18 protein-coding genes are annotated in these 18655 nt (G+C 45.9%); 3 read left to right on the top strand and 15 right to left on the bottom strand.

The genetic code is table 11. The features are described 5' to 3' along the window. Positions 1 to 50: 50 nt before the first annotated feature. From CHI14_RS03885 to CHI14_RS03895, 3 genes are all read left to right on the top strand, one after another. A complete protein-coding gene (locus CHI14_RS03885; protein ID WP_095287109.1) occupies positions 51 to 1283 on the top strand; it encodes an aminopeptidase in 1233 nt (410 codons plus the stop codon). Between the two features lie 207 nt (positions 1284 to 1490). After that, positions 1491 to 2081, top strand: a complete 591-nt coding sequence (locus CHI14_RS03890; protein ID WP_095287110.1) for an RNA polymerase sigma factor — start codon at positions 1491 to 1493, stop codon at positions 2079 to 2081. Beyond that, positions 2059 to 3018: a hypothetical protein gene (locus tag CHI14_RS03895; RefSeq protein WP_095287111.1), complete on the top strand. Its 960-nt coding sequence runs from the start codon at positions 2059 to 2061 to the stop codon at positions 3016 to 3018. The genes CHI14_RS03890 and CHI14_RS03895 overlap by 23 nt, the downstream gene beginning before the upstream one ends. Before the next feature lies 1 nt (position 3019). Here CHI14_RS03895 and CHI14_RS03900 read toward each other — a convergent pair whose 3' ends face one another. The 15 genes from CHI14_RS03900 to CHI14_RS03965 form a co-directional block, all read right to left on the bottom strand. Next, positions 3020 to 3511 carry a hypothetical protein gene (locus tag CHI14_RS03900; protein WP_095287112.1) on the bottom strand — a complete coding sequence of 164 codons (492 nt, stop codon included), beginning with the start codon at positions 3509 to 3511 and terminating at the stop codon, positions 3020 to 3022. 197 nt (positions 3512 to 3708) lie between these two features. Then, the gene (locus CHI14_RS03905; RefSeq protein WP_095287113.1) at positions 3709 to 5187 is read right to left on the bottom strand and encodes an Lsa family ABC-F type ribosomal protection protein; all 1479 of its coding nucleotides are present in this window, start codon (positions 5185 to 5187) and stop codon (positions 3709 to 3711) included. A gap of 109 nt (positions 5188 to 5296) precedes the next feature. After that, positions 5297 to 5425, bottom strand: coding sequence for a hypothetical protein (locus tag CHI14_RS30625; protein WP_283163793.1), 129 nt, complete (start codon positions 5423 to 5425; stop codon positions 5297 to 5299). Between the two features lie 180 nt (positions 5426 to 5605). After that, a complete protein-coding gene (locus CHI14_RS03910) occupies positions 5606 to 6244 on the bottom strand; it encodes a sugar O-acetyltransferase (protein ID WP_095287114.1) in 639 nt (212 codons plus the stop codon). A 15-nt stretch (positions 6245 to 6259) separates the two neighbouring features. Continuing rightward, a complete protein-coding gene (locus CHI14_RS03915; protein WP_095287115.1) occupies positions 6260 to 7072 on the bottom strand; it encodes a Cof-type HAD-IIB family hydrolase in 813 nt (270 codons plus the stop codon). Positions 7073 to 7390: 318 nt separating this feature from the next. Further along, positions 7391 to 8590 carry an MFS transporter gene (locus CHI14_RS03920; RefSeq protein WP_095287116.1) on the bottom strand — a complete coding sequence of 400 codons (1200 nt, stop codon included), beginning with the start codon at positions 8588 to 8590 and terminating at the stop codon, positions 7391 to 7393. Positions 8591 to 8866: 276 nt separating this feature from the next. Continuing rightward, complete coding sequence (locus CHI14_RS03925) at positions 8867 to 10183, bottom strand: hemolysin family protein (RefSeq protein WP_095287117.1); 1317 nt, start codon at positions 10181 to 10183, stop codon at positions 8867 to 8869. Between the two features lie 433 nt (positions 10184 to 10616). Beyond that, positions 10617 to 12251 (bottom strand): sigma-70 family RNA polymerase sigma factor, encoded by a 1635-nt coding sequence (locus CHI14_RS03930; protein ID WP_249280991.1) that lies wholly within the window; start codon positions 12249 to 12251, stop codon positions 10617 to 10619. Between the two features lie 128 nt (positions 12252 to 12379). Beyond that, positions 12380 to 12889, bottom strand: a complete 510-nt coding sequence (gerQ, locus tag CHI14_RS03935) for a spore coat protein GerQ (protein WP_095287119.1) — start codon at positions 12887 to 12889, stop codon at positions 12380 to 12382. 18 nt (positions 12890 to 12907) lie between these two features. Next, on the bottom strand, positions 12908 to 13330 hold the full coding sequence (locus CHI14_RS03940) for a cell wall hydrolase (RefSeq protein ID WP_095287120.1): 423 nt from the start codon (positions 13328 to 13330) through the stop codon (positions 12908 to 12910). Positions 13331 to 13492: 162 nt separating this feature from the next. Continuing rightward, positions 13493 to 15184, bottom strand: coding sequence for a hypothetical protein (locus tag CHI14_RS03945; protein ID WP_249280992.1), 1692 nt, complete (start codon positions 15182 to 15184; stop codon positions 13493 to 13495). Between the two features lie 204 nt (positions 15185 to 15388). Further along, positions 15389 to 16138 (bottom strand): SDR family NAD(P)-dependent oxidoreductase, encoded by a 750-nt coding sequence (locus tag CHI14_RS03950; RefSeq protein ID WP_095287122.1) that lies wholly within the window; start codon positions 16136 to 16138, stop codon positions 15389 to 15391. Positions 16139 to 16319: 181 nt separating this feature from the next. Then, complete coding sequence (locus CHI14_RS03955) at positions 16320 to 16712, bottom strand: DUF2500 domain-containing protein (RefSeq protein ID WP_095287123.1); 393 nt, start codon at positions 16710 to 16712, stop codon at positions 16320 to 16322. A gap of 264 nt (positions 16713 to 16976) precedes the next feature. Beyond that, complete coding sequence (locus tag CHI14_RS03960; RefSeq protein WP_095287735.1) at positions 16977 to 17186, bottom strand: hypothetical protein; 210 nt, start codon at positions 17184 to 17186, stop codon at positions 16977 to 16979. Positions 17187 to 17323: 137 nt separating this feature from the next. Next, positions 17324 to 18604, bottom strand: coding sequence for a VPS10 domain-containing protein (locus CHI14_RS03965; protein WP_095287124.1), 1281 nt, complete (start codon positions 18602 to 18604; stop codon positions 17324 to 17326). Between the last annotated feature and the right edge of the window lie 51 nt (positions 18605 to 18655).

Here is an 18655-nt window from a genome sequence, read left to right on the forward strand (position 1 = left end):
CTCTTTTCCTGCGTAAGCAGGTGAAAACTATAGATACGGAGGTCACTACCATGTTAAGTTTTGAACAAAAATTGGATCGTTATGCTGAGCTGGCAGTCAAGGTGGGGGCCAACGTACAACCCGGTCAAATTCTGGTCATCAGCGCCATGATCGATACCGCTGAATTTGTACGCCTGCTCGTTCGTAAAGCATACGAAGCCGGGGCCAAACAAGTCATCGTAAAATATGGAGATGAAACCGTCAATCGCCTAAGATTCGAGATGGCTCCATTGGAATCATTCCAAGAGACGCCCAAGTGGCATGCTGCGGAACTTGAAGAGCTCGCAGCGAACAATGCTGCCTTTCTGACGGTACTCTCTTCAAGTCCAGATCTGCTCAAAGGGATTGATCCTGAACGAATTTCGACCCATCAGCGTACATATGGACAAGCCATGGCCAAATACCGACAGTATCAGCAGGCTGACAAAATGAGCTGGACAGGTGTTGCCTGCCCTTCACCGGACTGGGCTGCCAAAGTGTTCCCCGAGCTGCCAGCCGCTGAGCAGATGGAGCAGCTTTGGGAAGCCATTTTTGCCGCTGTCAGAGCAGATTTGGATCATCCTGTTGAAGCTTGGGAACAGCATATCGATCGATTGGAACATAAAGCAGTTGCCCTAAACAGCAAAAAGTATAAAGCACTCCATTTTGTCTCCCCTGGAACGGATCTGACGGTTGAACTACCTGAAGGTCATATCTGGGCACAAGCGGGCAGTGTAAATGAACAAGGGACTCGCTTCGTAGCTAATATTCCCACAGAGGAAGTATTTACTGCTCCTAGCAAACATGGCGTCAACGGTACAGTGTCCAGCACCAAACCGCTGAGTTATGGCGGAAGTATTATCGATCGCTTCACTCTCACATTTGAAAATGGCAGAATCGTTGATTTTCATGCGGAAGAAGGTCAAGATACCCTGGAAAGATTAATCAACATGGATGAAGGATCTCACTATCTTGGCGAGGTTGCACTTGTACCCTTCCATTCCCCGATCTCCGAGAGCGGCATTCTATATTACACCACGCTGTATGATGAGAACGCCTCATGTCATCTCGCGATCGGCAGTTCCTATGCGTTCAATATGGAAGGCGGGAAAACCATGTCCTCCGAAGAACTTGCTTCTCGTGGCATGAATTCCAGCATCACGCATGTAGACTTCATGATGGGTTCTCCAGAAACCAACATTTATGGGATTACTGCAAGCGGAGAACGGGAAGCGGTCTTCCTGAATGGAGATTGGGCATTTTAAGCTTTTCCAATGAATAATCACGTTGTATCGATATCTTAAGGCTGTCTTGCAGACCAGAATGACTGGTTTGGCGGGCAGCCTCTTTGGGTTTCGGAGTGCACCTTTCTAAGGTTGTCTTAGCAACCTCCCATTGTATCGTTTCCATATAATGTTGTAAAATGAAATGATACCAATGTTTGTGGATTGTTCACCAGAAAGGAGAACATCATGGCCAATCGGCTCCAATTACTCTTGGCCTCAGATTTCCATAATTTGAGCCCTTCACTTCAGGAAGAAGTGTATTACGAATACTATAATATGGTTCATGGACTCATCGTTTATATCATCAAGGAACGTGCAGCAGCTGAAGACATTATTCAGGAAGCATTTATTAAAATTATTAAAAACAAACCCTCTTTCGAGAACGAAGTCAAACTGAAAGCCTGGCTTAAGGTCGTCACCCGGAACACCGCCATTAATTATCTTAGAAAAAATAAAAATAACCGTAACCAACTGGATACGGATAGTGTTTTTATAGATATGGAGACGATCAATCAGACGGCAGCTTCCGTAGAGAGTACCGTGGAGACACAAATGATGCAGGAATCTATTGAGTTCTATCTGGAGCAGCTTAAACCCGAATACCGGGTATTAATAGAGCTGCGCTGGAAAGAAGGTCTGTCCTATCGGGAAATGGCTGAGCTGCTGGACACTTCGGAAGAAATTGTGAAACAACGTTTGTTCAGGGCCCGTGGTAGTATCAAGAAGCAATTACATAAGGAATGGGGTGGGACCATTGAGCAAAGGCAAGTCAGATAGACATATTGAGCACTATCATACAGAGCAGGAAGAAGAATATTTTGATGCAGCCTTTGATCTGGCCTTTGATGAGGCTTTCAATCAGGCTGTCTCTGCTCCCCCTACCCCCGACTCCCAGCAGATGCATCAATCCTGGCTCCGTGTACAAAAGGAAATTACCCGGATTGCCGTCAGAAAGAAAAGAATGCGTACCTTGAAATTATCCGTTGTGGTAGCTGCCTCCCTAACGATCGGTGGCGTCATTTTCAGTCTGCCATCCGGAACCCAGGCCGTGTCCCCTTTTGTTCAATCAATTAAGGATTGGGGCAATGGTATGAAATCCATCATTATTGAAGATCGCACCGCACAGCTTGGCCCGGATCCTTCTACCGCCAAAACACTCCCACCGCCTGAACCCGGAATTAACGAAGCTCCTATAATTGCTACTGGCGAGGAGGCCGAGAAGTTGCAAAAACAACCCGCGGAGAAAGACATTTTATTTGATGATATCGTCGTAACGGAAGAAATAGCCCGCTCGGGATTCAATGGTGACTTTTTGTTGTCAAGAGCGATACCCGAGCGTTTTAAAGAGATAAAATTTGAACTGACCGTGAATCCTGAAATTCCGGTTGATTCGGATGACTATTATAAATCCGATCGTATGAGAGTCCGCTACACGGGTGAGAGCGTGAATGGTGAAGAACAAATTATTCAATTTGATTATTACTATGTTAAGCCTGGGCAGGTCATCCAAGGGACGATGCTTCGTGAAACAAGTGTAGTCAAATTAGCTGACGGTAGTGATGCTTTTGTATCCATCGGCCCGCCATATAATACCTTTCAGTGGATGATGGGTTCGGTCAACATGAGCTTGTTTGGAACGGTCACGAAGGAAGAAATGATTGCCATTGCCAATGACCTGCAGGAACAAAAATTCCCTGGCAGCACGAGACAATGAATCAAAATAATACATTATTTGAAATATGGATTGTATTTTCAGAATTCGTTCCGTCATTCGCAGTATGTGTGCTAACGACCCGATAGTAATAACCTGTGATCACCGTCCAGCTCGACTGTGCCGACAGGGATTGTGTTTGTGTTTTACTTTTGGTACCAGACCGATACGTCACCCAATTTGAGCCCGTCCAGCGTTCCAGCCGGTAATCCACCTGAAGTGATTTCATTTCCTTGTAGGTGGTTGTTGATGTATTAACGTTCGCTGTCAGCCCTCCTCCCGGAGAAACGTTCCCTGCTGCCTGATATATATACTTGAGAGCTGCCAGTGAGTGAACATTTGGCTCCTCCGGCGGTGGTGGTGCGGTGAGTGCACCAGATACCATGTTAGGACTGGCTGCGGCAGTGCTGCCAACGGGAATAGATAGAATTGCAGGCACCGATAAGGCAGCAACAAGGGTAATCTTCAAAAGGGATGACAGACTCATTTTCAACATATGTATTCCTCCTCCAATGTCATATTTGGTTTTGTGTAAGGTATAAACGGACGGAGGAGGTTATAGGTTTCAAAAATAAAAAAGACGCTCCGACCTTCATGTCGGCAGCGTCTTTTCTTACTGTGAAATCTGCAGCGTGAGTGAAACCTAAATATTTTCCATTTCGTATAGGCTTTAAAGAGTCACATCCACGCTATTCATAACTCAATGATACTCGTGGCAATATTCGAGCAAAATTCGCTGTCATGCTCTACAAAAAGAAGTGTTGGCGAATGCTCAAGCAGCAAGTCTTCAATTTGCATGCGGGAAATGACATCAACAAAATTAAGTGGTTCATCCCAAACGTGCAAATGAGCTTCCTCACTGAGGCTTTTGGCAATCAGTACTTTCTTTTTTTGTCCAGCACTAAACGTTGAAATGTCCTTATCCAGCTGCAGTCTGGAGAAATCCAGTTTCCGTAATATTGATTTGAAGAGACTTTCATCAATGCCCTGTGTCATCGCATATTCGGATAAGCTTCCCGCGAGACCCGAGGTATCCTGTGATACATAAGATATTTTGACCTGAGGATCCTTGCGAAGTTGACCTGTGTAGGCAATATCCTCGCCGCAAATCAATTTAAGAATGCTTGATTTACCCGAACCATTTTTACCGTAAAGAGCGATTCGGTCTCCTTTTTCAACGGTTAAATAAATATCCTTACAAACGATATTGGAGCCATATGCAATCGACACATTGTCCAATTGAACAATTTCATTTTTGTGAAATTCCAATTGATGGATCTGCAGCCGTTCTGCACTTTCGATATTTTTGAGAAGTTTGGATTTTTCTTGAATAGCAGATTGCTGCCGTTGTTCGATGTTTTTGGACCGTTTCATCATTTTGGCAGCCTTGTGCCCAATGTAGCCTTTATCCACTTTCGAACCGGAGTTTCTAGTCCCGTTTTTGGACTTTTCAACCTCATGTGACCAACCGCCAGTCCGTTTAGCGGAGTCGGACAAGCGTTTAATGTCTTTCTGTAACTTTTCGTTGCTTGCAAGCTCATATTGATCCTGTCTCTTCTTATTCTCCCACCAGGCGGAAAAATTGCCTTTTTGAATCTCGATGTTCGTTTTATTGATCGAAAGGATATGGTCTACACTGTGATCCAGGAAGGATCTATCGTGTGATACGAGAATAAAACCACTTTTTCTGCTTAGATAGCTGCTGACGAGCTTTCTGGCATGCATGTCAAGATGATTGGTAGGCTCATCTATGAGCAAAAATTGATTTTCCTTCATGAACAAGGCAGCCAGCATGACTTTCGTTTGTTCTCCATTGGATAGGGAATCGAATGGTCGGTACAAAACATCTTCGGAAACCTTCAGAAGGTTAAGCTCCCGCACCAGTTCCCAATGCTGATAGTCTGGATAAACATCACTTATCACATCAAGCGTCATCGAGTCTTTATTCTCAACAGGGAAAGGAAAGTACTCGAAATCAACCTGGGCAGAGATGGTACCACTATATTCATATTTGCCAAGCAAAAGGTTAAGGAAAGTCGTTTTCCCTCTCCCGTTTCTTCCGGTAAAGCCTAATTTCCAGTCGGAATCCAATTGAAAACTCACATTTTCGAAAATATTATCATAACTGCCGTCATAGGCAAAAGTCAGGTTTGATACGTTTATCATTGACATAAGGGATCATCCTTTTCATTTATATTCAGATGCTAAATAAATGAGGTTATGATCATGACATGATTCCCTTATTGTATCCGATCTCGAAAGAATCCAAGCATTTCGAAGCTCAAAGCCAGGTAAAACGATGCGTGGATAGATAAAGCTCCGAATTCCGATTCTTGATTTGGTGAACCATGCCAATGTTCATATCCAGTGACAGGTTCACATAAACATCTACAACCTCTAATTCAGTCATAACTCTATCCCCCCTTTAAAATCATATGGTTTCGACTTTCAGATACAGAAAACTTAACATGGATGGGATTCGTGGGTCAAGGATGATGGTTCGGAGTTCCCAGAAGGATCCGTACGCAGGCAAAGGGAGCCAGTTCTTATCCGGGTCTGGACAAGTGCTCGCTCCCTTTAGAATGGATTTCTATTCGATAACACGGCAATCCGCCATGACTTCCGGTTTATAACGCATACTGTCCGTCTCCGTAATTTTGCGAATGACTCTGCAGGGGACACCTGCTGCGAAGGAGTCTGCCGGAATGTCCTGCGTCACTACACTTCCGGCACCGATTACACAACGGTCTCCGATGGTAACTCCTCCGCATACCGTTACATTAGCAGATAACCATACATCGTTTCCGATCGTTACGGGCTTGGCGTAACACAAAGACTTCGGATCACCGTTCTGATCCAGCATTTGCCGGCGTTCAGAAGCGATAAACGGGTGAATGGGAGTAACAATCGTTACATTAGGACCAAAACTGGTATGGTCTCCAATGGTAACCTTGGCATCGTCCTGAATCGTTAGATTGTAGTTCGCAAAGAAATGATGACCGATCTCTGTGTGAACACCATAATGAAAGAATACAGGCCCTTGAATGAAGCAGGATTCCCCTTTGCGACCAAGAATCTGTGTCAGAATCGCTTCACGTTCCTCTGCCTGATCCTCGAACATCTGGCTGTATTGATGGCTCAAGTTGTGCGAACGAAGTTTAATGGCCTTTAGTTCCGGGTGGCTGGGACTGAATAAAATCCCGTTCAATATCCGTTCTTCCTCAGTCATGTGATCAACTCCCGATCAATTCACGTTTTTTTGAAGGTCCATACAGTCCTGGATGGTCAGGAGAACCCCGTTCTCTTCATTGGATTTCGTAATAAAGCGCGCTGCTTTTTTGGTATTCTCACATGCATTGCTGACGGCAAAGCTGTATTTGGCAATAGCCATAAGCTCTACATCATTCTCTCCGTCTCCAAAGGACATCGTTTCTTCATAAGTTACGCCGAGCAGCTCCTGCAATTTTTTAACCGTCTCTCCTTTATGCGTATGCAGGGCCGTGATATCAAGCCACTTGGGTTCTGAATCTACAATATAGATTTGGCCGCCAAGCGTCTTCTCTACATGTTTCCTTAAGGCACTACTCCGTTCCTCTGTATCGTATACTGTTATTTTAATAAAGCGGCTGTCGATCTCTTGGAAAGAGTCAATCTTCTTAACCTGTTCGTATGAGCTTTTAACCACATTGTACATCTCCTCGGGGATGGAAGAGTGAACATATGCTGCATCGCTTGCACATACAATGAGGGTCATGTTTGGAGCAAAACGTTGTATTATTTCAATGCTTTGTAATGCAAGTTCACGATCAATGCTGAATTCTTTTACAACTTCCCCATCTTTCTTAATTCTGGCTGCACTATCTCCAAGTACCCATATCCCCTTGCCATGTTCTCCAAACAATTTTTCTACCCGTTCACACTGTTTTCCTGTACATGCCACAAAGGTCATTCCCTGCTTCTGCATTTCTGAATGCACTTTGTTGAATAATTCAATATCGAATAATCCCTTGTTGTTGAGGAACGTTCCATCTAAGTCAGTTACTACAAGTTTAATCATTTAGCAATCCCCTCTTTGTTTAAGGATAATTCATTACACTTTTCATACCAACTTTGTAATGTATATTTATAAAGAGAGCAGAAAAATAAGATGATCATGTTCACTCGGCAATCGGTATGCCATTAATAAACTACATAACAAGCGTAATCCATGTAACTGGTTTCATGTCAACCCACTTTTTCACGACCGTACATCCGTTACTCAAACCAATCATCGACGGAGCGCATAGGTTTCACTTCAATAGACTGTTTCGACAAAGCTAAACACGCATAGGCTGCGGCCCAGATGATAACAGCTAAAATAACATATGCCATCTTCTCACCTCCCCACTTTCTGAGATTTTAGGAGTATGCGATTCACGGTTTCCGCGCTAAATAACATCAATACGAGCAGCACAAGCACGACAACCGGAAATGAATCTGTACTGGTCTTCGCTGCAAGAAACCCAAAGAGAGGAGGAAGCAGCGTCGTACCGCTATAAGCGACAGCCATCTGGTATCCCATTAACTTGACGGAGTTTTCTTTCCCGAAGCGAGCTGGCGTTTCATGCAAAAGTCCAGGGTAGATTGGCGCTAGACCAAGCCCGATTAAAATAAAGCCTGCTACCGAAAATGATGAAGGAAGCGGAAGCAATAAAAGGAGTCCTCCGAGGATCGTTGTCCATTGACCATAACGAATCAATAAACGGTTGTTAAGTTTTAACGAGATAAAACCTGTAATGAACCTGCCAAACGTAATACCTCCGTAATAAAGAGAGATCCAGCCCGCCGCCATCTCTGCCGAGATGCTTCTCGTTCCAACCAAGTAACTGGCTCCCCATAAACCCACTGTAGTTTCAACCCCGCAATATAACAGAAAAGCGAGCAATGAGGGCTTAACACCTCTTAATCTCAAGACGTTCCCTGGCATACGTATTTCCGAATTTGTCTCGTTATCGGTCATAGTTGTTGGTGCGGTCTCACGCAATGCAGCCACCCTTTTCCATAACGGCAGCGTGATAAGAAGTACGATAACCAGTACAAACTGGATGACACCAACTGCAGCATAACCACCTCTCCAGAAGTTCTGGTCTGCTATATAACCAGCCATGATGATTGGGCCCATGGTGGCGCCAACCCCCCAGAAACAATGCAGCCAGTTCATATGATGCGCTTGGTAATTTGTAGCGACGTAATGATTCAACGCTGCATCCACGGCTCCTGCGCCCAAGCCAAGTGGAACGGCCAAGATCATAAACCACAACATTGAAGGTGCCATAGAAAATCCAATCAACGAAATTGCGGTTAGCAAACAGCTAAACAACGTAATGTTGCCTGTGCCCATTTTCTGAATCATTTTCCCACTTGCCAGACTGGAGACGATGGTGCCTGCGGCAATAATCATGGAAATGAAACCTGCTGAGCCTACGGAGGAACCTATTTCCGGCCATATGACCGGCCATGCAGATCCAAGCAGTGAATCCGGAAGTCCCAGGCTTATAAAAGCCAGATAGATTACGATGAGAAACCAGGTTGCCATCTTTGTAACTCCTCTCTTGATGTAGTCGATCATCTGGATTAATAAACATACTTTATAAAGTGTTTAAGTTAAATATGCGGGATAAGGTGTTCCTTTGTCAATACTCAGTCTATCAGCAAAATCAGATATAATTATTACTTTTAGTCAAATCCGGAAAACTGTAACATTTAATCGAAACTATACGGAATGTTCCATAGGTGCATAAAAAAGCAGCCCAGGATGAAATATCATCACTAGACTGCTTCGAATAACTTACACTGGAATGAAGCAACTAAACTAAGCCCCTTCTTCCTCCACTAACATTTCAAGCTTAATTACATTTACCCGTGAAATCCGCTTATGCTCCGTCTCCTGAATGACGAATACATATCCTCCATATTCAACGGATTGACCGACTTCAGGCGGAATCGTCTCCACTCTGGAGTACAGCCAGCCACCAATCGTGTCATAGTCGCTCCGATCCATATCCAGTTCGAATCGCTCACTGACTTCTTCAATCAGCATCATGCCATCAATGGAGTATTCCATCTCATCCACTTTCTCAATGGCAGGACGCTCCTGATCGAACTCATCCTGAATCTCGCCTACGATCTCTTCCATAATATCCTCCAGTGTTACCATTCCGGAAGTTCCGCCGTACTCATCAATCAGAATGGCAATCTGTGTCTTGCTGCGCTGCATACGCTTTAGCAGATCACTGATTGGCGTCGAATCGGGAACGGCAAGAATTGGTCGGATAACAGAAATGGTATCTGTGAGCTGGGACCGCATCAGGTCTTTAATGTGAATAAAGCCGATAATGTGATCCTTGTCACCGTTATAGACGGGATAGCGGGTTCGCATGCTTTCACTGGCAATTTCCAGATTCTCTAGCATGGACTGATTGGCGTTCAGACAGATCATTTCCGTCCGCGGAATCATAATTTCACGGGCAGTTGTTGCCGTAAAATCAAATATATTATCAACAAGCGCCAATTCAGTATTGTCAATTAAACCGCTCTTATTGCTTTCTTTCATCAGAATGCGTATTTCATCTTCACTATGTGCCGAATCATGCTCCGAAGCAGGTGCCATTCGAAACAATCTCAGCAGGCTGTTCGCCATACCATTCAAAGCCCAGATAAAGGGATACATCAATTTGTAAAAGAACGTAAGCAGTACCGCAGACCATAACGTGACCGTCTCCGATTTGCGGATTGCCATCGTCTTGGGAGCAAGTTCCCCGAGTACAATATGCAAAATCGTAATAATAACAAATGCAATCACAATCGAAATTCCGTGTACATATACCGGGCCGAGTCCAAACGCGGTAAACATGGGCTCAAGCAAGTGTGCAATGGCAGGCTCACCGAGCCAGCCGAGTCCCAGGGAAGCCAGCGTTATGCCCAATTGGCACGCAGACAGATAGGCATCCAGGTTACGTACAATATTAGAAGCATAGATGGCTCTTTTGTTGCCTGCTTCCACCAAAGCCTCAATTCGGCTGCCGCGAACTTTTACCATCGCGAATTCTGCCGAGACAAAAAAACCGTTCATCAATACAAGCAAAGCAATTAAAAATAAATTTAATATACTCGGTAAGGGGTCACTCAAATTGTCATCCTATTCGCCGTCATTCTTCGGCAAATAGGTCCACCTCCTTCGAAAATGTAGGATATTAGCCATTCTGCCGCTCATTTGCAGGTTCAACTTCCCAATGCTTCCACCTCCTTCTGGATTGTGTCGAATAAAAGGATATGCTTCTTTTATTATATAACTCTAAACTACACAGTCAATCCGTGTCCTATGACAACGAAATGATGCTAACCAGCAAATTACTTTACAAAGGTAGCGAATACGCCGTCTTATTTACATTTGCTAACTAAGTATATTGAGAAAATATCAAACGGGTTTATTGTTTATATCTTGTACCAGGCAAGGTGTCTAAATCGAATTCAAGTACAATGTAAAACTTAAAAGAGTATTCCCATTGATATCCAACTTCGGGGAATACTCTTGGATGGTACAGCGAGTTAAGGAGGTAATGTTATCTGCTTATTTTGACAGGGAAACGGGACGCCGTATCCCATCGCCACTGCGGTTCTTCGCCTTGTACGTTCCACAAACCTCCTATCCACATCTCGTCTTTTCTTAATTCTGCATAGTCTGCTTCTTTTGCAAGAACCTGGATGCCGAACTCCGTCAGAGACAATACTGCATTACGGAAATGTTCATTGTGCTGTTTGAAATCAGGGAACGTGTCTGCTCCGCTAATATGCAGTAGAGCATGGGGCTCCTTGGTCATACTTCTTAAATGTGCCCAATATTCCAGGTCTCCCATCCCCAACACATGCAGCCGTTCACTCACATGCTCAAAGAGCGGATATGGATGATCGACACCTTGACTCACAGCTTTCAGGGTCGCTTGTTCAATTGCACCGAGACCATTAGATTGTGAAGGCAGGCGGGTCAAGTGAGCCTCAAATGCAGCATGCGCAAATGGGAGAACCGTACTGTTTTGTCTTAAATAATCCATGTGATCCTGAATATCGGAAGAGGTGTACGCCTGCCAGAACTGACTTCCCGCCTGAAGCTCCTCCGTCCCCATGACATGCCACGTACCAGACAAACGTCCGATCTGTCCGGGTGTAAGCTGGCCCAGCCCCCGAAAGTTCTCTATTTCCGGATAAGCATCAATACATAACAGATTCAGCTTGGTTTCCCCAAGCGATTGACCATTAAAATAGTGCAGCAGATAAGATAACATCACCTGATCATAGAGATCATATTCAAACCAGAGTACAATCTCCTTGTACTGATGAAACGCATGCAGTTTTCGCTCCAGCTCCGCGATTTGCAGATATTCCTTCTGGGGAATCCCTAATTGCTGTTCCAGATAGGCAGCACGCTTGCTTCTCTCCACCTCGTTCCCCATATCTTGGACGACAGGACCGAATGTATAAAGTTCCCGCCAGACCATAACCTCCCCTTCGATCCCGCTGTGCCGCAAACGATCTGCAGCATGGTCTCCATTCGTAATATGCAGCATGCCTTTGCCCCCTTCATAAAGTTCATTAAATACGGTTATAACGTCCGCCACGGGTAATGTACGCCTCAGCTTCGCCCGGGCATCGAACAGCCTTTTCTTCAATGCCGGAACAGAAACGCTAAGGAAATCGGAAATTTCCTTAAGCGAATATCCCTGAAAATAGAACATGTCCACTACATGCTGCATGGATAACGGCAGACTGGATATGGAATCGCGAAGAATCCGATACCGTTCCTTTTGCAAAACAAGCTGTTCAGGGTTGTCCCCCTCTTCGCTCGAATCGATGTTGTACTGCAACTCCTGCTCAGGGGAAGTGATGTGCTGTTTGCGCCTTAACCAACGGTAGCACTGCCGTTCAACAATTACTTTAAACCATCCTGGAAAGGCTTCGGCTGTCTCCAGCTTCGACAGATTAGCAAATGCTTCTGTGAACGCCTCCTGTACCATATCTTCAGCCCAGAAAGCATCCTCCAGTTTGTTATAGGCTACAGCGAGCGCCATTCCGCGGAACTGTTTCATTAACTGCTCATAAGCCTCAGGCTCGCCCCGGATGGCTCCCTCAATCCACTCGTTCAATGATGTAAACTCCTCTCTGTGAGCGTCGTGCTCAGCCTGTATATGTATAAGTGCCATGAATGCGATTAAAGGTTACTACAATCTCCATTATAACGAAAAAAACTGTCCCACTTGTGGATGCGAATCCACATGCGGAACAGCGTGGTTAAACATTCTGTCTAGAGGAACCCCCGTTTAATAACAAATTAGAATCTGCTTGGAGCTTGAGGATAGTTACCGATAACGCCCGGATATTGGTACAACAATGGCTCATCAAACGTAGCATAATCGAAGTTAACCATTAACAGCATAATACGTCTTCCTGTCTTAGGATCGCTGATAATGATGTGATCACGACCTGCAGCTTCAATAATTCCTTGGAAAATGCGTGCATTCCATTCTTTGTTACCTTCATATGTCATGTAGAATGTACCAAATTTGCCGAGGTTCAGGCGCAGGATGTTTTCGATGTATGATTGTTCAAACTGCGGCGCAGTTGTCGTTACAACTCCACCTGTTGGCGTCATTGGACTGCCGCTGGATACAAGCGGTGGTACGCTTGTGGAGCTTGGAGAAACCATGCTTGGTGAAACCATGCCTGGTGTTGGCGACATCGAAGGCGCGCCGTTACCGATTTTATAGGATGTTCCTTGAACTTGCGAGTTGGCTTGTTGACCCAGTGCCTGTGTTGTTGGTTGATATGGTTGATTAATCATTGTAATTCCTCCCAAAATTTAATAAACTTCCGGACAATCTTCACCTGTCGGACTGAAGAAACAGTGCGCTTTGAAACGGCCCGTATTTTGCTGGTTATACCAGGTTGGAGGACAATCGCCCACGGGCCTGAAAAACCACAGAGAATTACTGGCCGGCCAGATCCGTTCTCCATTAATTACACGTTGTGCCAAGCGAATCTCGGATTGTCTTGCCCGCTGATAGAAATAGCCTTTTTGAGTCGATTCGAACCCGCCGGGATTCTGGAATACCATGCGGTTAATGTCACGAATGTCCCCAAAATCCAAACAGTCCACCAGCACCCGGTTCACACCCACATTACCTACGAGCAGCATGCCCTGTTCGCCGTCACCTTCAGCCTCTGCCCTCATCAGTCTTGCCAGCAGCTTGACGTCTTCTGAGTTGGCTTTAATAACAGCCATATTCTGTTTCCTCCCTTGCTTCAGCTCTCTTCATCACCGTACATCGTATTGTGCAGGAGCCTATTCGGTGACACGAATCCAACTTTTTTCCACAAAAAAAATCCCGGAACCTCACCCCATGTGAAGTCCCGAGAACAAACATTTCCTATATAACCAGCCTAATTAAGGCTTGGCATTAATCCAGTAATCGTAAGCATGTACCATGTTACCTTGATAGGCTTCATGATCCTTCAGCAGTTCAGGCAGCTTCGCAAGCTGCTGTTCCATCTCGGCAGCACCTTTTTCGTAAAATGAAATATGGGCGCCTTCGTGATTCTCTTTCATTTCTACCGAAATCAGCAGTGGTTTGCCCAAACGGTCGGCGATTTCCATCTCCTGTCTGACCACTGCCGCAATGCCATTGGACCCTTCAGCCGTGTTACGGAAAGCCATGAGGGAGACATGATCCAATGTGCGGATCATAAATTCACTAACAGACATGTCCTGTCCTGGCAAAGGGGAGCTATCCAGCCATACAGCCAGATCGGCACTGGTCTCCAAACTGCTGTCCTTCTTCGTTTCTTCCTGGAAAAAGGAGATATTGGAGGCCCATTCTGTCAAAAGTGCATCGCGGTCGGAATTCCATTCCGGCAGTGTGTAGGGCTCGATATCCAGGTGAATACCCTTGAATCGTTCTTCGGGTTCAACTTCGGCATTATAATTTTTCACATAATTAATCAGTCGCTCGATCCGTGGTCTGTTCTCGGATCTGCCCCAGATGGGATGGCCGCCCATGGCGTGAATTTCAATCCCTTGTGCCTGGGCTCGTTTAACAAAACTGCGGTAACTTGAATAAGGCTGGTCCAGATCAAGCCGGACATATAGGAAGTTAATATGCTGTGCTGCGGCGAATTCAAGAATATGCTGACCGCCATCATCCGTTACCTGCGAGGCCTCCCAGATGTAAGTTCCGCGAAGCTCAGGCTGTAAGGTTGGCTTCTCCGGCACGGGCTGTTCTTCGGGTTCAAGCTGTCCCCAGTATACGATATCATGTACGGCAGAACCGGCATATGAAGCGTGATTACGTAAGGATTCTGCAACCTCTGCCAAGACACTCTCCAGCTGCGCTGCACCCTTTCCGGCAAAAGTCGTAAACTCTTCACCAGGCATCGGCTTCGTATTTACGCCAACGGTGACTGACGCACCGCTGGCATCGGCCCAATTCATCTCCTGTTCAATGAGTTGAATAATACCGTTATTCCCTTGTGCGTTATCGCGGTAAGCCATTAAAGTAACATGATTAAACTGTTCCATGAACCAGCGTGATAACGGCAGGTTATCTGTATCATCTGTTGTTTTTGTACCAGCGATCGTATAAGAATCCAGCCAAAATGGCAGATCCACATTAATGTCGATGGCACCATTTGAATCGACCTGTTCGAGCAACAATTTCATATTGGCTACCCATGACTGAACCAAAGGCTCTGAATCGTCTTTCCATGCAGGCAGAACATAGGGTTCGATATCCAGATGGATGGCATCAAATTGTTCTTCTGCAGCAGCTCTCTGATTATAGTCAGAAACCCATGCAGCCAAACGGAGCATTGGCGCCTCACGGTCACGAACAGCCCAGGACGGGTCCCCTCCTAGTGCTTCAACAGCAATACCGGCATTACTGGCTTTGGATATAAACGTGCGATATACCTCATCAGATAAATTCATATCCACGTTCACATAGAGTCTGTTAATCTTATATTTAGCTGCGTTAGCCAGCAGCTCATCTCCTCCATCATCTTGGACAGACTTGGCCTGCCATACCCAGGCTGCCCGTATGTCGCCCGTGTCTGCCTCCACAGGCGAAGCCATTCCTGTCATTATGATCCCTCCAATCAGCAGTAATAGGCCAATGATCTTCCGGGATGAATTCCCGAACATATACTCCCTCCATTCTTGTTCTGTTGTAAAATCACATTCATTATAGCAATCGATTTCCGAATTTCAAATAAGCCCAAGTGCTTAACTTGGGCTTACGGATGCTGGAGCATTCAATTTGTACAACAGACCGAGGGAATCCCGGTTCTAGTCCTCATATATCATTTTTCGAGTCATGCCCCCATCAATCATCAGATTGGTCCCAGTGACAAAGGTATTGCTTGGATCCGACAAATATAAACATGCGCGGGAGATATCCGAAGGGACGCCTACACGTCCTGCAGGATGCTGTTCATGATCTTCCCGCTTCAATTCGTCCACATTGCCTGTCTCAATCCATCCCGGACTGATACAATTGACCCGAATACCGTCCTTGCCAAGTGAGACCGCCATCGCATGTGTCAGGGCCACAATGGCTCCTTTGGACGCTGCATAAGCCTCTGTCTCAGGTTCAGACATAAACGCACGTGTCGATGCCATATTGACTATAGCACCTCCATGTTCATTTTGTTTCATATGTTTGGCCGCTTCACGGCTCGCGAGAAAGCAGCTTCTTACATTCGTATTAAGCACATCGTCCCATTCCTCCAAGGTCAGCTCGTAGGGAGACTTCCACCTGACTACACCGGCATTGTTCACCAGGATGTTGATCTGTTTGAATTCTTCGATGGTTGTGCGAATCAAATTCGTAATATCCTGCTCCTTGCGAACATCACACTGAACGAAGATGGCTTCGCCGCCTTCATTGCGAATCGAAGCAGCTGCTGCGGCGCCTTCCGCCTCCTGATAATCGGCAAGTACAACTTTGGCACCAGCAACCGCGTAAGCTTCGGCAACGCTGCGTCCAATCCCCTGAGCTGCTCCCGTAACAACAACGACTTGATCTGTAAATGACATCATGAATTCCTCCTCTATTAAGACGCTTCTATCATCCCATACGATTATGTCGAATCAAGAAACCTTATTGTTATAAAGACCCTCTCCTTATATAAAAACACGATACCACCTTTAAGAAACGCTTGTCCAAGAAAATAGGCATTAAAAAAAGCTTACGCCACTATGGCGCAAGCCAGCCGGATTATCCGCGTACACGTTCTGAATACAGGCGGTTGTAGCGCTCGAAGCCTATATACCGTGTTCCCTTGAAGGAAAGACGGCCTTCATCTCCTTCGGAGCACAATCCGTACTCTTCTCCGTTCACCTTGAACTCAAGCCGATCTCCGCTCTCGACTTCAAAGGTAATGTAATACAGCGTACGGGCTGAACTGCCTGGTTCAGCTTGCGACTGACTGATCTGCATCCTTCTGCCCGTTATTCGTGAAGGTACGGTAAGCAGAGGCTCTGCGTTGTTGCGCCCCCATCTCCATACTTCTTTCCCCACAGACAGAAGAACAATACCTATAATCAGAACAAATACGACTGGAAAGACGGTTCCGAAAAAATCAAACATCCAGGATGATTCAATGCCCATGTCTCTCCCCTCCGTTCTTACACCTAGGACAGCCAGAGTCTTGACCCGTCTCCTGTACATGTATATGCGCGAGTAATATGGAACTTGTTATCAGGAGTTCAAATTGTAAGGAACGGACAGAAAATGTTCCGCGCGAATGACCTCCTTCATGCTGCACCTTGAGGTTCAAGATTTGTTGCAAATAAAAAGCCCCTGATCAGGGGCCTTGCATTCAGTACACCAGCATTTCTCTATCTGTTACCATTCTCTACCTTGCATTGCTTGTTATGCATACATCAGGTTCATGAAATCGCGGGTTGCTTCTGCTCCCTCCGCTTGTTCGGGTTCTTCTGGCTGAGCGTATTGTGCCATGCAGGCCTTCACTTCTTCTTCGGTTGTACAACGGTTGGCATCATCGCAATTGTAGCATAAGTGAAGCATGTATCTCGTTAATTCGTCCGCCTGCGTGAATTGAGTTTGTTCATTGGTTCTCATCTTCATCACTCCCATCTCTTCTTGAATTCAATATAACATCATTTAAACGAAGTTATTGTGATTAATTTCACAAAGTAGGTAAAAAGAAAAGAAACCCGACGGTTTCTCTTCTAAACAATGCCTATTTTTTAAGATACCTACAGCACTTTCCACTGCATACCACCATCCACAGTCTGCAGGAGCAAGGATCTCTTGGTATCCGTATTCTCTACCAAAATCCAGCCGAGTTTCGAGGAAACCATCTGCAGCTTCACGATCTCCGGATAATCCTCCAGAATACCGTCCAGGACTTTACTGCCCGGAAGTGCCTTCCAGCTTTTTCCCGAATCCTTGGTCTGGTATGTCGTGCCCGACTGAACCACCCAACCTTCTGAAGCATTCAGGAAAGCGGGAGTCAGGTTACGATTGATTCCCTTCTGCTTATTCAGGCCGAAGGTCGATAACGTCCAGCTCTTACCTCCGTCATCTGTGAAGTATCCGTTGAACTTGGTATAATCTCCGCTGGAACAGGTTAAAGGCATCCAAGCCCCCTTCGCTTCCCGACCAAAAAACTGAGGTGAACCAATGTTGAAATTGCCACACCCATTGAAGTCATTCCGGTCAAAAAATGTCGGTCCAGTCTTCCAATTCTCTCCGCCATCTGTCGTGACATACAGCTTCGGAGTGCCAAATTCAAGGGCTGTCAAGAAGCCGTGTTTCGGATCTGAAAAAGTCAGGCCTGTTGTATATCCGCGTGTCGGAATCTCCGCCGAAGCCGGCCGATCGTCCTCATCACTGGATGACATCTCCTTCCAGGTGATGCCTCCATCCTCGGTAACATACAGCTTTTTATCCTGCTTCCCGATGGAAGTATCCACCGTAGTCAGAATCCAGCCTTTCTCCGGGGATACAAAGGATATGGCAGTGACTTTGTCCGTCTGGGACAAGGAAGACAAGCTCCAGCTTACTCCCCCATTATTGGTGCGCAAGACCATCGTATCGGTTCCGCCCAGCCCTTCACGAACGATCCAACCATGGGTACGATCTACAAAATAAATGCTTTGCCCATACTGCGGGTTGGCCGGAAATTGCACATTCTCCGAAGGAGAAATATTCGTCCAGGTTACGCCCCGATCCTGAGTGTAATATAAACGCAGTGCGTTTCTCGTAACACCCCACGCCAATCCTCCGTTGTCATTAAGCAGCTGGAAGTCGGTCAGACGTGTCTGGATCTGATATTCCGCCGTATCTGTAGTCGTTTGCGTACTGTTATCAGGAGGAACAACCGTTAATGTCTGTCCGGTATTTCCGATCTCTTCCTGCTGTTGGGGCGGTTCTGCCACCGGGGTCTGACCTGTGTCGGTGCAGGCAGCCAGTAGGGCAGCTATTCCTATAGACAGCAATGCTGTCTGCGCGATTTTGGTCCATTGCAAACGCAAGTGGAGTTCACCTCTCTCATCCAATAGCAGGCGCGCATGCCTGTCCGATCG

It is taken from the genome of Paenibacillus sp. 7516 (genome assembly GCF_002272715.1).
GTDB lineage: Bacteria > Bacillota > Bacilli > Paenibacillales > Paenibacillaceae > Paenibacillus > Paenibacillus illinoisensis_A.

Bases quoted from the DNA above. Each gene is read 5' to 3' on its own strand.
- CHI14_RS03885 (WP_095287109.1), top strand. From the start codon at position 51: ATGTTAAGTTTTGAACAAAAATTGGATCGTTATGCTGAGCTGGCAGTC.
- CHI14_RS03890 (WP_095287110.1), top strand. From the start codon at position 1,491: ATGGCCAATCGGCTCCAATTACTCTTGGCCTCAGATTTCCATAATTTG.
- CHI14_RS03900 (WP_095287112.1), bottom strand. From the start codon at position 3,511: ATGTTGAAAATGAGTCTGTCATCCCTTTTGAAGATTACCCTTGTTGCT.
- CHI14_RS03905 (WP_095287113.1), bottom strand. From the start codon at position 5,187: ATGTCAATGATAAACGTATCAAACCTGACTTTTGCCTATGACGGCAGT.
- CHI14_RS30625 (WP_283163793.1), bottom strand. From the start codon at position 5,425: ATGACTGAATTAGAGGTTGTAGATGTTTATGTGAACCTGTCACTGGAT.
- CHI14_RS03910 (WP_095287114.1), bottom strand. From the start codon at position 6,244: ATGACTGAGGAAGAACGGATATTGAACGGGATTTTATTCAGTCCCAGC.
- CHI14_RS03915 (WP_095287115.1), bottom strand. From the start codon at position 7,072: ATGATTAAACTTGTAGTAACTGACTTAGATGGAACGTTCCTCAACAAC.
- CHI14_RS03920 (WP_095287116.1), bottom strand. From the start codon at position 8,590: ATGGCAACCTGGTTTCTCATCGTAATCTATCTGGCTTTTATAAGCCTG.
- CHI14_RS03930 (WP_249280991.1), bottom strand. From the start codon at position 12,251: ATGGCACTTATACATATACAGGCTGAGCACGACGCTCACAGAGAGGAG.
- gerQ (WP_095287119.1), bottom strand. From the start codon at position 12,889: ATGATTAATCAACCATATCAACCAACAACACAGGCACTGGGTCAACAA.
- CHI14_RS03940 (WP_095287120.1), bottom strand. From the start codon at position 13,330: ATGGCTGTTATTAAAGCCAACTCAGAAGACGTCAAGCTGCTGGCAAGA.
- CHI14_RS03945 (WP_249280992.1), bottom strand. From the start codon at position 15,184: ATGACAGGAATGGCTTCGCCTGTGGAGGCAGACACGGGCGACATACGG.
- CHI14_RS03950 (WP_095287122.1), bottom strand. From the start codon at position 16,138: ATGTCATTTACAGATCAAGTCGTTGTTGTTACGGGAGCAGCTCAGGGG.
- CHI14_RS03955 (WP_095287123.1), bottom strand. From the start codon at position 16,712: ATGGGCATTGAATCATCCTGGATGTTTGATTTTTTCGGAACCGTCTTT.
- CHI14_RS03960 (WP_095287735.1), bottom strand. From the start codon at position 17,186: ATGAGAACCAATGAACAAACTCAATTCACGCAGGCGGACGAATTAACG.